Below are 12,483 nucleotides of genomic sequence, written 5' to 3'. Positions count from 1 at the left end.
GTGGCGCGTCAGACGCGACGGAAGGCCAGCGTGCCGTTGGTGCCGCCAAAGCCGAACGAGTTGGAGATCGCCACGTCGAACTTCGCCTCGCGTGCGGTGTTCGGCACGAAGTCGAGATCGCAACCTTCGCCGGGATTGTCCAGGTTGATCGTGGGCGGCAGCACCTGGTCGCGCAGCGCCAGGATGGTGAAGATCGCCTCGACGCCGCCGGCCGCACCCAGCAGGTGGCCGGTGGTCGACTTGGTCGAGCTCATCGCCAGCTTGTAGGCATGGTCGCCGAACACCTTCTTCGCCGCCATCACCTCGCCCAGGTCGCCCAGCGGCGTGGAGGTGCCATGCGCATTGACGTACTGCACCTCGGCGGGGTTCAGGCGTGCATCGTCCAGCGCCGTCTGCATGCAGCGCGCCGCGCCTTCGCCGCCCTCGCTGGGCGCCGTCATGTGGTACGCGTCGCCGCTCATGCCGAAGCCGACCAGCTCGGCGTAGATGCGGGCGCCGCGGGCCTTGGCGTGCTCGTACTCTTCCAGCATCAGCACGCCGGAACCGTCGGACAGCACGAAGCCGTCGCGGTCCTTGTCCCACGGACGGCTGGCCCTGGTCGGTTCGTCGTTGCGGGTGGACATGGCCTTGGCCGAGCAGAAGCCGGCCATCGCGGTACCGGTGGTGGCGAACTCGGCGCCGCCGGCGATCATCGCGTCGGCATCGCCGTACTGGATCATCCGCGCGGCCAGGCCGATGTTGTGGGTGCCCGTGGTGCAGGCCGTCACGCAGGCGATGTTCGGTCCCTTCAGGCCGAACATGATCGACAGCTGGCCGGAGACCATGTTGATGATCGAGCTGGGCACGTAGAACGGCGAGACGCGGCGCGGCCCCTTGGCGGCCAGTTCCAGCGCGGTCGCCTCGATCGTGTACAGGCCGCCGATGCCTGCGCCCACGGCCACGCCGATGCGGGGCGCATTCGCCTCGGTCACCTCCAGCCCGGAATCGCGCAGGGCCTGGGTGCCGGCGGCCACGCCATAGTGGATGAACGGGTCCATCTTCTTGACGTCTTTCGCCGCCATCCAGTCAGCCGGATCGAAGCCGCTGACCTGGCCGGCAATGCGCGTGGAATAAGCGGAGGTGTCGAAATGCGTGACCGGGCCGATCCCGCTGACGCCCTGGACGACGCGATCCCAGGCGCTGGCGATGTCGTTGCCGACCGGCGAGATGATGCCCATGCCGGTCACTACCACACGTCGCTTGCTCATGCTGATTTCCTTACGTGATTGCGCGGGCCCGCCGCTGCCGACAGCCCAGGCAAAGCCATGACCCGTCCGATCCGCGATTCACCCGGGTCGCCGGATTCCCCGGCGACCATACGGGATCGGACGTTACAAATTGCAGAAACGAAAACTGCGCCAAGATGGCGCAGCCTTCGGTACCGCCGTGTGAACGAACCGGCCCGCGCCAGGCGAGCCCATCCGCGCAACGGCGGTCAATTCCCTGCCGATCAATCCTTGGAGTGGGCCTTGATGTAATCGACGGCCTGCTGCACGGTGGTGATCTTCTCGGCATCTTCATCCGGGATCTCGGTCTCGAACTCTTCTTCGAGTGCCATCACCAGTTCCACCGTGTCCAGCGAATCTGCGCCCAGGTCGTCAACGAACGAAGCGTTCGCCGTGACTTCATCTTCCTTCACGCCCAACTGCTCGATGACGATTTTCTTGACGCGCTCTTCGATGGTGCTCATGTTGCCCATACCTCTCAAGGAGTAATTGATTTGTCTGTGCCGGCTCAAAGCCTGCAAAAGGCCGGCGCATTGTAGTGGCTAAACCGCAAGGCTGCCACGATGGGCCGGCATCACGGGGAAGAGACCCCCGCTGACCGGCACGAAAGCGCAATTGTCGCCTAAAACGAAGCTGCTGGCGACAACTGCGTCAACCCACGCTACGGCATGTACATGCCGCCGTTGACGTGCAGTGTTTCTCCGGTGATGTAGGCGGCCGCCGGCGAGGCCAGGAAGCCCACCGCGCTGGCGATGTCCTTCGCCTCGCCCAGCCGCCCCAGTGCGATCTGCCCCAGCATCGCCTGCTTCGCATCTTCGGGCAGGGCGCGGGTCATGTCGGTATCGATGAAGCCGGGCGCCACCACGTTGACGGTGATGCCGCGGCTGCCGATCTCGCGGGCCAGCGACTTGGAAAACGCGATGATGCCCGCCTTGGCCGCTGCGTAATTGGCCTGCCCCGGGTTGCCGGTAAGGCCGATCACCGAGGCGATCGAGATGATGCGACCCTTCTTCGCCTTCATCATGCCGCGCATCACCGCCTTCGAGGTGCGATAGACCGAGGTGAGGTTGGTGTCGATGATCGCCTGCCAGTCGTCTTCCTTCATGCGCATCAACAACTGGTCGCGGGTGATGCCCGCGTTGTTGACCAGGATCGAGACCGTGCCGAACTCCTTCGTGATCGCCTCGACCAGGCCCTCGACGGCCGCGCCGTCGGTGACGTCCAGCTTGCGACCGTGGCCGCCGTGGGCGGCCATGCGCTCGCCGATGGCGACGGCACCGCCGTCGCTGGTGGCCGTGCCGATGACGGTGGCGCCCATCGCCGCCAGCTCGTCGGCGATCGCCGCGCCGATGCCGCGACTGGCGCCGGTGACCAGCGCGATTTCACCTTGCAGTGGTTTGCTCATGAACAACGTTCCTTCGGAAATTCGATGATCGAGGGGCGGTCAGGCCCACTCGGCGAGTGCGGCATCGAGATCCGCCGGGGCGCCGATCGCGCGCGCCTCGATGCTCTTGTCGATGCGCTTGATCAGGCCGGCCAGCACCTTGCCCGGGCCGCACTCGGCGACGCGCGTGGCGCCGCCGGCAGCCAGCGCCTGCACGCATTCGGTCCAGCGCACGGGCATGTACAGCTGGCGCTGCAGTGCGCCGCGGATCTCCTCGATGCTGCCGTAGCTGCACGCTTCGGCGTTCTGGATGACCGGCACGGACGGCAGCTTCCAGTCGACCGTCGCCATCCGCTCGCCCAGCTTGTCGGCCGCTTCGCACATCAGTGCGCAATGCGACGGCACCGACACGGCCAGTTTGATCGCCTTCTTCACGCCCAGCTCGGCAAGCCGGGCCAGCGCGCGATCGACCGCCTCGGCATTGCCGGCAATCACCAGCTGGCCGGGCGAATTGAAATTCGCCGGCGCCACCACCTGGCCCTGTGCCACCTCGTCGCACACCGCGGCGATCTGTGCATCGTCGCCACCGAGGATCGCCGCCATCGCGCCGACGCCCGCCGGCACCGCGGCCTGCATCAGCCGGCCGCGTTCGGCCACCAGCGCCGCCGCGTCATGCAGGGAGATCGCTCCGGCGCAGACCAGCGCGCTGTACTCACCCAGGCTGTGACCGGACAGGCGGGCCGGCTGCGCCCCGCGCAGCTTCTGCCACACCCGCCACACCGCGACGCTGGCCGCGAGCAGCGCGGGCTGGGTGTTCTCGGTACGGTTGAGCTGATCTTCCGGACCCTGGGCGCTCAGGCTCCACAGATCGACACCGGCGCCTTGCGAAGCTTCGTCGAAGGCGGCCCGGACTTCACTGTGTACAGCGGCCAGTTCGGCCAGCATGCCGACCGACTGCGAACCCTGGCCGGGAAAGACGAAAGCGAGCGAGGAAGCGGTTGAACTCATGGATGGGCGAATCCCGTCGACGAAAGCGAACATGGTGCCATGCATGGCCCGCCATACGCAGCTGTATTTCGCGAATCCGCCGACCCGAAAAAGGCGATGCCGCCCGAGGGCGGCATCGTGACCGGCATGGAAACGCTTGCCGGATCAGTAGCGCAGCAGTGCGGACGCCCAGGTGAAACCGCCGCCGAAGGCTTCCAGCAGCAGGTTCTGGCCACGCTGCACCTTGCCCGAACGCACCGCGTAATCCAGCGCCAGCGGCACCGAACCGGACGACGTGTTCGCGTGCTTGTCGACGGTGACGATGACGCGCTCCATCGACATGTTGAGCCGCTTGGCGGTCGCCTCGATGATGCGCAGGTTGGCCTGGTGCGGAATCAGCCAGTCGATCTGCGACTCGTTCATGCCGGCAGCGGCGAGGGTTTCCTCGACCAGCGAATCCAGCGTCTTCACCGCGACCTTGAACACTTCGCGACCCGCCATGCGGATGCGCACGCCGTGGTTGGGCTCGTCCCTGAAACCGACGGAGACGCCCACCGGGTTGTACAGCAGTTCCTTGTGACCACCATCGGCATGCAGGCAGGTGGCATGGATGCCCGGTTCGTCCGAGGCCTCCAGCACCACCGCGCCGGCGCCGTCGCCGAACAGCACGCAGGTCTCGCGCTCGGTCCAGTCGACCATGCGGGTCAGCGTTTCCGCGCCGATCACCAGCACCTTCTTCGACTGTCCGCTCTTGATGAACTTGTCGGCGATGCCCAGCGCGTAGACGAAGCCCGAGCACGCGGCGTTGACGTCGAACGCGGCACAGCCGTTGGCGCCCAGGCGATGCTGCACCAGGCAGGCGGTGGACGGGAAGATGATGTCCGGCGTGGTGGTGCCCAGGATGATCAGGTCCAGCTCGGACGCCTTGACGCCAGCTGCCTCCAGTGCCTGCTGCGCGGCACGGAAGGCCAGGTCGCCGGTGGTTTCGCCGTCGGCCGCGATATGACGCTGGCGGATGCCGGTGCGGCTGCGGATCCACTCGTCACTCGTCTCGACGATCTTTTCCAGGTCGGCGTTGGTTACCACGCGCTCCGGCAGCGCGCTGCCGGTGGCAATGATGCGGGAGTAGATCTGGGCCATTCAGCTGTCCATCAACGTAAACTGGGGATTGAACGCCTTGGGCGGCACCAGTGCAACCGCCGCGCCCGGCATCCGGCTGTCCAACAACGCAAAACGGCGCGTCACCGCGCCGTTTTGCCGACCAAGTCCGGAAACCCCGAAGGGCTCCCGAAGCAGATCAATCCTCGACTGACACCGCACCCTTGGTCTCGATCACCTTCTTGCCGCGGTAGTAACCGTCCTTGGTGACGTGATGGCGCAGATGCACCTCGCCACTGGTCGGATCGGTCGACAGCTGCACGGTCTTCAGCGAATCGTGCGAGCGGCGCATGCCGCGGGTGGACGGGGTACGGCGGCTCTTGGCAACTGCCATGGTAGTTCTCCAACGGAAACTTGATGATCTGTGACTTGATGACCCGATGACTCGGGTCGGCGTTTACTTCTTCAGTTCGCGCAACACCGCGAACGGATTTTCCGACTGCCCTTCGCCGGAGGTCTCCGGTTCCTGGCTGATCGCTTCGTCGGGCAGGCTGCTGTCCGGATTGATCGGAATCAGCGGCAGCGCCAACAACAATTCGTCTTCTATCACATCCACCGGATTCAACCGGCCATCCTCGGCCACCAGCAGCGGCTCGCAATCGGGCGGCAATCCCGCCTCTTCGCGCTCCTGTCTGATCAGGCCGAGCCGCGTGTCCACCGTCACCGGCAAGTCGAACGGCTCCAGCGTGCGCTGGCATGTCACGCTCAGCGATCCGGTGGCACGGACGTCGACATAGCTGATGCCCAGCTCGTCGCGCCCGAAATCCAGCTCGAAATGCACCGATCCATCGGTATCGGCCAACGCCCCGCACAGGCGTGGCATGGACGCCACAGGAAGCGTTCCCTCGAACGAACGCCGCGCCGAGACCATGCGCCAGGCGTCCACGGACTCTGGCAGTGTCACGGACATAATCGCGAAATGTTAGGTTCCAGGCCGCCTGAAGTCAACTGGTGCGGCGCCCGAACCCGCGAAATGGCCGGCCGGCGGCGCATTTTGCCTGATTTGCCCCTGATGCGGCAGACTTGCTCTCCCTGTCGCCCGAGCCGCTGCCCTTGAACTCCTACCTCACCCTGGGCCTCGTCGCGCTGCTGGTGCTGCTGGTCGGCCTTGCCGCCAGCGCGCTGCTGCTGCGACGGCGCCAGAACCTGCGCGGCAGCAGCCTGACCAACCTGCTCGACTTGGCCGATCGCCTGGAAGCCGACCTGAAGACCTGCCGCGCCGGCCTGCAACAGGCGCATGCGGTGATGTCGCTGAACCCGGACCTGCCCGCCGCCAGCGAGCAGGAGGCCCGACATGCGGTCGACGCCGGCCTGCGCGCCCTGCTGCAGCAGCGCCTGTGGATCAGGGATCGCTCGCCGCAGGCCAGCCAGCAGGAACTGGATGAAGCCGCCAGCTCGATGCGCGATACGCGCAGCCGCCTGCAACCCCTGCTGAAGGCCCTCGACCAGGCGCAGACCGATCTCGACAGCGCCATGCGCGAGCATATCCGGCGCGAATCGGACCCATGATCCAGGCCGGCCCCTCACCCCGCATCGTATTGGCCTCGACCTCGCGCTACCGTGCCGAACTGCTGCGCCGGCTGCTGCTGCAGCAGTTCGAACAGGCCGCGCCGGGAACCGACGAGGCGACATGGCCTGGCGAAGCGCCCGGCGCACGCGCCTTGCGCCTGGCCATCGCCAAGGCCGAGGCCGTGGCTGCGCTCCATCCGGACTCGCTGGTGATCGGTTCGGACCAGGTCGCCGCGCTGGATGACCGGCTGCTGGACAAGCCGGGCAACCCGCAGAATGCCTGCGCGCAGCTTGCCGCCAGCTCGGGGCGCGAGGTGCTGTTCCATACCGCGCTGTGCGTGATCGACACCCGCCAGCATCGGCAGCACACCCATGTCGACCTGACCCGTGTGCGCTTCCGCCCGCTGCAGGCCGACGAAATCCTTCGTTACGTGGAACGCGAACAACCCCTGGATTGTGCCGGCAGCTTCAAGTGCGAAGGCCTCGGCATCAGCCTGTTCGAAACCATCGACAACCACGACCCCAGCGCGCTGATCGGCCTGCCCCTGATCGCACTGGCGCGCCTGCTGCGCGAAGCCGGCGTCGCCCTGCCCTGAGGCCGTCCCGGAACATCCCTGCGGGGCGGCTACACTGGCACCCGTCACGCCAGCGAAGAACCCTGCCACGATGTCCGCCATGACCCAGCCTCACGAAGAATCCCTGCAGCAGCGACTGGATGCCGCGATGGCCCAGGTCAACCTGGTGCTGCTCGGCAAGCCGCGGCAGGTGAAACTGGCCTTCGCCTGCCTGATCGCCGGCGGCCACCTGCTGCTGGAAGACGTGCCCGGCGTGGGCAAGACCACCCTGGCGCACGCCCTGGCCGCCACCTTCGCGCTGGACTTCCAGCGCGTGCAGTTCACCAGCGACCTGCTGCCTTCGGACATCCTCGGGGTCAGCGTCTACGAACGCGAGACGGCGCAGTTCCGCTTCCACCCCGGCCCGATTTTCACCGGCCTGCTGCTGGCCGACGAGATCAACCGCGCCAGTCCGAAAACGCAAAGCGCCCTGCTGGAGGCGATGGCCGAAGGCCAGGTCACCGTGGACGGCCAGACCCACCCGCTGGCGCAGCCGTTCTTCGTGGTTGCCACGCAGAACCCGCTGGATCTGAACGGCACCTTCCCGTTGCCCGATTCCCAGCTCGACCGCTTCATGCTGCGCTTGTCGCTGGACTACCCCGACGCCGCCGCCGAACGTGCCCTGCTCGGCGGCAGCGACCGGCGCGACCTGCTGGCGCAGTTGCGCCCGAAGCTGGATGCGGCGGCGCTGATCGAGCTGCATCGGCAGTCGCAGTCGATCACCGCCAGCAACGCCCTGCTCGACTATCTGCAGGCCCTGCTGAGCGCCAGCCGCCGCCATGCCGACATCCGGGTGGGACTGTCGCCACGCGCCGGCCTCGCCCTGCTGGGCGCGGCACGAGCATGGGCCCTGCTCCACCATCGCAACCATGTGCTGCCGGAAGACCTGCAGGCGCTGTTCGTCCCGCTGGCCGCCCATCGCCTGCTGCCGGCACGTGGCGCCCATGGCGACACGCTGGCGCGGCAGTTGCTGACCGAGGTCGCGGTGGATTGATGCGCAGCGTGATGCAACGCCTGCAACGCTGGGCCGAAGGCCGGCTGCCCGCACTCACCCGCTATCGCCGCCCGGAAAGCCTGCCGATCGAACTGCACCGGCGCCGCATCTACATCGTGCCGACCGGTTTCGGCCTGGGCTTCTCCGTGCTGCTGCTGGTGATGCTCGCCGGCGCGCTGAACTACAGCAACAACGCCGCCCTGCTGCTGACCTGCCTGCTCGGCGCCGCCAGCGCGGCGAGCATGCTGGTGGCATTCCGCAACCTCGACGGCCTGCGCCTGGCGCATGTCCGCGCCGGACATGCGGTGGCCGGCGACCCGCTCATGCTCACCCTGGAATTCGACTCCGCCCGTCCGCGCCAATCGATTCGCGTGGAACTTGCCGACGGCACCATCGCCTTCGCGCTCGATGGTCGCAGCGGCACCGCAGTGCAACTTTCCCTGGCCACCGAAAAGCGCGGCTGGCAGGCGATGCCGCGCATGCGGGTATGGAGCAGCTGGCCGCTCGGGATGTTCCGCGCATGGAGCTGGCTGCGACCGGAGCAGGCCGTGCTGGTGTGGCCGCGCGCGGAGGACGCCGGTCCGCCGCCCCGCGCGCCGGCGGGTGATGCCCGCCACATGCGGCTGTACCGTGGCGACGAACTGGCCGCCTTGCGCGACTACCGGGTCGGCGACCCGCGCCGCCACATCGCCTGGAAAAGCAGCGCGCGCCACGAAAATCTGCTGGTCAAGGATTTCGAGCAGCCGCAAAGCCGCCCGCAATGGCAGCTCGACTGGCGCCAGCTTGGCGGCATGGAGAACGAGGCGCGCATCGCCCGTCTCGCCCGCTGGGTGGACGAGGCGGAGGCCCAGCGCTGCAGCTACAGCCTGTGGCTGCCCGGCGACGAGATCACCAGCAGCAACGGGCCGCTGCACTACGCGCGCTGCATGAACGCCCTGGCGCGATTGCCATGAGCCGCCTGCGCGCCGCCACGCCCGTCCATCCCGTCGACGCCCGTGCCTTCGACCTTCTCAGCCTGACCCTGGCAATGGTGCTCGGCCTGCATGCCCTGCACATGCCATGGTGGCTCGTGGCGGTGCTGGCCGTGGTGCTCGGCTGGCGCTGGTGGCAGCGGCGACAGCGCGCCGGCCGCGTGCCGCGTTGGCTGAAGCTGCCGATGCTGGCCTTGCTGACACTGGCGGTGATCCTGCAGTACGGCAATGTTTTCGGCCGGGAACCGGGCACCGCGCTGGCGGTGGGCCTGCTGGTGCTGAAGCTGCTGGAGACCGAAACCGTCCGCGACGCCAGGGTCGGCATCAGCTTCGCCTGCTTCGCCCTGATGGCGGCGCTGCTGTCCGGCCAGGGCATGGTCGCCACCGTTGCCGTCGCCCTGGGCCTGCTGCCGGCGCTGGCCACCTTGCGTGCACTGGAACCCGCCCAGGTGACGGACAGCCTGCCGCGCTCGCTGCTGCCCGGCCTGGGGTTGATCGGCGCGGCATTGCCGCTGGCGCTGCTGGCCTTCCTGCTGGTTCCCCGACTCGACTCGCCGCTGTGGGGCGCGCCCACGCCCGACCAGGCCAGCACCGGCCTGGCCGACAGCGTGTCGCCTGGCAAGTTTGCCGAGCTGATGATGGACGACAGCCCCGCCATGCGGGTGACTTTCGACGGCACTCCGCCGGTCCGCGCCCAGCGTTATTTCCGCGCCTACGTCATGGCCCGTTACGACGGCTTCACCTGGACGTTCCGCGACCTGGCCACGCTGGCGCCGTCGAAGCTGGAAGTCGCCGGCTCCACGAGCTATCACGTCAGCCTCGTCGCCAGCCAGCAGAACGTGCTGCCCACCCTCGATGTGCCGATCGACGCACCAGCCGGTGCCCGCATGCGTTCCGACCGGGTGGTCGTCGCCGACAAGCCGGTCAACGACACGCTCCGCTACAGCCTGAGTTCGGCCACGCGCTATCGATTGGAGCCTGAGCTGGGCCCGCATCGGCGTCGCTGGCTGCAATTGCCCGACGGATTCAACCCGCGGACGCTGGCGCTGGGGCGGGAGTGGCGCCAGAGTCACGGCGGCGACGACGGCGCCATCGTGCGTGCCGCGCTCGCGCTGTTCCACGACGGCGGCTTTCGCTACACGCTGGCCCCGGCACCGCTGGGGCGCAACGCCATGGACGACTTCCTGTTCGGCACCCGCGAGGGTTTCTGCGAACACTACGCCTCGTCCTTCACCGTGCTGATGCGTGCCGCCGGCATTCCCGCCCGGGTGGTCACCGGCTATCAGGGCGGATACTGGAACAAGGCCGCCAATTACCTGCTGGTGCGCAACTCCGACGCCCACGCCTGGAGCGAAGTGTGGCTGCCCGGTCGTGGCTGGGTGCGCGTTGACCCCACCGGCGCGGTGCGCCCGGAACGCGTGTCGCAAGGTGCAGCCGCCGCGGCCGGCGACCAGCTGGCCTGGTACCGCACCGACTGGCTGCAGGGACTGCGCAACCGCTGGGACATTGTCAACCGCTGGTGGGACCAGGGCGTTATCGGGTTCGACGCCTTGCGTCAGCGCGGCCTGTTGCAGCCGTTCGGCATTCGCGACGTGGATACCGCGACACTGGGCTGGCTGCTGGCGATCAGCAGCACGCTGTTTGTCGCGATCGGCCTGGTCTGGGCACTGCGCCGACGACAGCCGCGTGACCCGTTGCGCGGGGCCATGCGCGAGCTGGAACGCAAGCTGGCGCGCAAGGGCATCGCGCGCCGGCGCGGCGAAGGCCCGCAGGATTACCTGCGCCGCGCTGCCGATGCATTGCCTGGTCGACGCGAGGAACTGGCCGAGCTGACGAGGAGTTATCTTGAGTTGCGCTACGCCCATGCCGAACCGCCAAATGAACCATTGCGCCGCTTCATCCGGTCGGTACGGGATTTCCGTATCGCCCGCGTGGTCAAATAGCCGTCGAATCGACGGCCGTCATCGCTGCCCCCGTTTGGAGATATCCCCATGTCCCTGTACCGCCCACTGACGCTCGCCGCAGCCCTGGCCTTGCTGGCAGGCTGCGCGACGATTCCGAAACCGCTGGAAGGCACCTACGCCGACGTGTCCACCGCAAGCGCACAGCAAGGCGGCGCCGGCGGCACGCACGTGCGCTGGGGCGGCGAAATCATCAAGACCGAGCCGGGTCCGCAGCAGACCTGCTTCTACCTGCTGTCCCGCCCGCTCGACAGCCAGGCGCGCCCCACGGCCGGCAGCAACGGCGAGAATCTCGGCCGCTTCGTGGCCTGCCGCGATGGCTTCTACGATCCGGAAGTGTTCGTTCGCGGCCGCGAGCTGACCGTCACCGGCACCCTGCACGGCACGGTGTCGCAGAAGGTCGGCGAGTTCGACTACGCCTACCCGCGGGTGGAGGCCGACGTGGTCTACCTGTGGCCGAAGCGGCCGGTGGTGGTGAACTATCCGCCAGGCTTCTATGACCCGTTCTGGGGCCCGGGCTTTGGTCCGTACTGGGGTGGTTACCCCTATGGCGGCTTCTATCCGCGCCGGGTGATCGTGGTGCGCCCGCCCCCGCCGCCGAAGAAATGAGGAAGAAATAAGCATCCAGAAAAACGCCGGCTCACAGCCGGCGTTTTTCTGGCTCCACTCTCAGCCCGGCGGCCAGTGCAGCCGGCGGCCGGCGAGCAGATGCACGTGCAGGTGGAACACGGTCTGGCCGCCATCCTCGTTGCAGTTGATCACGGTGCGATAGCCCTGCTCGGCAAAGCCCTCCGACTTGGCGTAGCTCGCCGCCGCCAGCAGCAGCTTGCCGAGCAGTTCCGCATCGCCCGCCACCGCGTCGTTGAGCGTGGCCAGCGGCCGCTTGGGAATGAACAGCACGTGCACCGGCGCCTGCGGGTTGAGGTCGCGGAAAGCCAGCACCTCGTCATCTTCGTAGACGATGTCCGCCGGTATCTCGCGCCGGATGATCTTGCTGAAAATCGTGTCGCTCATGTCGGGCTCCCTCGGGATCAAGGCTTCAGTCCAGCAGCTGGCGACCGCCGAAGGCGTGTGCCAGCGTGCTGCGGTCGACGTATTCCAGTTCGCCGCCCAGCGGCACGCCATGCGCCAGCCGGGTCGGCCGCACGCCGCCGGCGCGGGCCAGCTGGGCCAGGTAATGCGCCGTGGCTTCGCCTTCCACGGTGGGGTTGGTGGCGATGATCAGCTCCTCGACCTCGCCCTCGCCCAGGCGCTGGCTCAGCTGCAGCAGGCCCAGCTCTTCCGGCCCCAGGCCATCGAGCGGCGACAGGCGACCCATCAGCACGAAATACTGGCCGCGAAAACCGGTGGCCTGCTCGATCGCCGCCAGATCGGTCGGCGACTCCACCACGCAAAGTACCTGGCGGTCACGCGTGGCGCTGGCGCACAGCGCGCACAGGGGTTCTTCGCTGAAATTGCGGCAGCGCTCGCAATGACCGATGCGCTGCATCGCCTGTTCCATCACCGCCGCGAGTTTCAGACCGCGATCGCGCTCACGCTCCAGCAGATGGAAGGCCATCCGTTGCGCGCTCTTGCCGCCTACCCCGGGCAGGCAGCGCAGCGCTTCGATCAGTTCGGCAAGAAGTGGGGAGCCGCTCATG

15 protein-coding genes are annotated in these 12,483 nt (G+C 67.6%); 6 read left to right on the top strand and 9 right to left on the bottom strand.

The features are described 5' to 3' along the window. Window positions 1-8: 8 nt before the first annotated feature. The 7 genes from fabF to ABNK63_RS07180 all read right to left on the bottom strand — a co-directional run bounded on the left by fabF (window position 9) and on the right by ABNK63_RS07180 (window position 5,704). Window positions 9-1,247 (bottom strand): beta-ketoacyl-ACP synthase II, encoded by a 1,239-nt coding sequence (gene fabF, locus ABNK63_RS07210; protein ID WP_007805186.1) that lies wholly within the window; start codon window positions 1,245-1,247, stop codon window positions 9-11. 242 nt (window positions 1,248-1,489) lie between these two features. Beyond that, a complete protein-coding gene (gene acpP, locus ABNK63_RS07205; RefSeq protein WP_007805185.1) occupies window positions 1,490-1,729 on the bottom strand; it encodes an acyl carrier protein in 240 nt (79 codons plus the stop codon). A 197-nt stretch (window positions 1,730-1,926) separates the two neighbouring features. Beyond that, window positions 1,927-2,670 (bottom strand): 3-oxoacyl-ACP reductase FabG, encoded by a 744-nt coding sequence (gene fabG, locus ABNK63_RS07200; RefSeq protein WP_350017047.1) that lies wholly within the window; start codon window positions 2,668-2,670, stop codon window positions 1,927-1,929. Window positions 2,671-2,709: 39 nt separating this feature from the next. Continuing rightward, window positions 2,710-3,657, bottom strand: coding sequence for an ACP S-malonyltransferase (fabD, locus tag ABNK63_RS07195; RefSeq protein WP_040672776.1), 948 nt, complete (start codon window positions 3,655-3,657; stop codon window positions 2,710-2,712). Between the two features lie 144 nt (window positions 3,658-3,801). Continuing rightward, window positions 3,802-4,776 (bottom strand): beta-ketoacyl-ACP synthase III, encoded by a 975-nt coding sequence (locus ABNK63_RS07190; protein WP_007805180.1) that lies wholly within the window; start codon window positions 4,774-4,776, stop codon window positions 3,802-3,804. A gap of 157 nt (window positions 4,777-4,933) precedes the next feature. Continuing rightward, window positions 4,934-5,128 (bottom strand): 50S ribosomal protein L32, encoded by a 195-nt coding sequence (gene rpmF, locus ABNK63_RS07185; RefSeq protein WP_007081784.1) that lies wholly within the window; start codon window positions 5,126-5,128, stop codon window positions 4,934-4,936. A gap of 63 nt (window positions 5,129-5,191) precedes the next feature. After that, window positions 5,192-5,704, bottom strand: a complete 513-nt coding sequence (locus tag ABNK63_RS07180; RefSeq protein ID WP_083845909.1) for a YceD family protein — start codon at window positions 5,702-5,704, stop codon at window positions 5,192-5,194. A gap of 143 nt (window positions 5,705-5,847) precedes the next feature. Here ABNK63_RS07180 and ABNK63_RS07175 point away from each other — a divergent pair, with 143 nt between their 5' ends. The 6 genes from ABNK63_RS07175 to ABNK63_RS07150 all read left to right on the top strand — a co-directional run bounded on the left by ABNK63_RS07175 (window position 5,848) and on the right by ABNK63_RS07150 (window position 11,452). Beyond that, window positions 5,848-6,303: a hypothetical protein gene (locus tag ABNK63_RS07175; RefSeq protein WP_040672773.1), complete on the top strand. Its 456-nt coding sequence runs from the start codon at window positions 5,848-5,850 to the stop codon at window positions 6,301-6,303. Further along, entirely contained in the window at window positions 6,300-6,899 is a 600-nt protein-coding gene (locus ABNK63_RS07170) for a Maf family nucleotide pyrophosphatase (RefSeq protein ID WP_007805172.1), read from the top strand. Before ABNK63_RS07175 ends, ABNK63_RS07170 begins: the two co-directional genes overlap by 4 nt. A 70-nt stretch (window positions 6,900-6,969) precedes the next feature. Next, window positions 6,970-7,911 carry a MoxR family ATPase gene (locus tag ABNK63_RS07165; protein WP_040672685.1) on the top strand — a complete coding sequence of 314 codons (942 nt, stop codon included), beginning with the start codon at window positions 6,970-6,972 and terminating at the stop codon, window positions 7,909-7,911. Continuing rightward, complete coding sequence (locus ABNK63_RS07160) at window positions 7,911-8,864, top strand: DUF58 domain-containing protein (RefSeq protein ID WP_007805168.1); 954 nt, start codon at window positions 7,911-7,913, stop codon at window positions 8,862-8,864. The genes ABNK63_RS07165 and ABNK63_RS07160 overlap by 1 nt, the downstream gene beginning before the upstream one ends. Next, a complete protein-coding gene (locus ABNK63_RS07155) occupies window positions 8,861-10,825 on the top strand; it encodes a DUF3488 and transglutaminase-like domain-containing protein (RefSeq protein ID WP_350017046.1) in 1,965 nt (654 codons plus the stop codon). Before ABNK63_RS07160 ends, ABNK63_RS07155 begins: the two co-directional genes overlap by 4 nt. Before the next feature lie 48 nt (window positions 10,826-10,873). Continuing rightward, entirely contained in the window at window positions 10,874-11,452 is a 579-nt protein-coding gene (locus ABNK63_RS07150) for a Slp family lipoprotein (protein WP_007805163.1), read from the top strand. Window positions 11,453-11,512: 60 nt separating this feature from the next. On the opposite strand, the gene ABNK63_RS07145 is transcribed toward ABNK63_RS07150, so the two are convergent. Further along, window positions 11,513-11,857 carry a histidine triad nucleotide-binding protein gene (locus tag ABNK63_RS07145; protein WP_007805161.1) on the bottom strand — a complete coding sequence of 115 codons (345 nt, stop codon included), beginning with the start codon at window positions 11,855-11,857 and terminating at the stop codon, window positions 11,513-11,515. Window positions 11,858-11,882: 25 nt separating this feature from the next. Next, a complete protein-coding gene (gene recR, locus ABNK63_RS07140; protein WP_007805160.1) occupies window positions 11,883-12,482 on the bottom strand; it encodes a recombination mediator RecR in 600 nt (199 codons plus the stop codon). Between the last annotated feature and the right edge of the window lies 1 nt (window position 12,483).

The organism is Rhodanobacter sp. IGA1.0, assembly GCF_040208325.1.
Classification (GTDB): Bacteria; Pseudomonadota; Gammaproteobacteria; order Xanthomonadales; family Rhodanobacteraceae; genus Rhodanobacter; species Rhodanobacter spathiphylli.
This window is presented reverse-complemented; position numbering and strand designations above follow the sequence as displayed.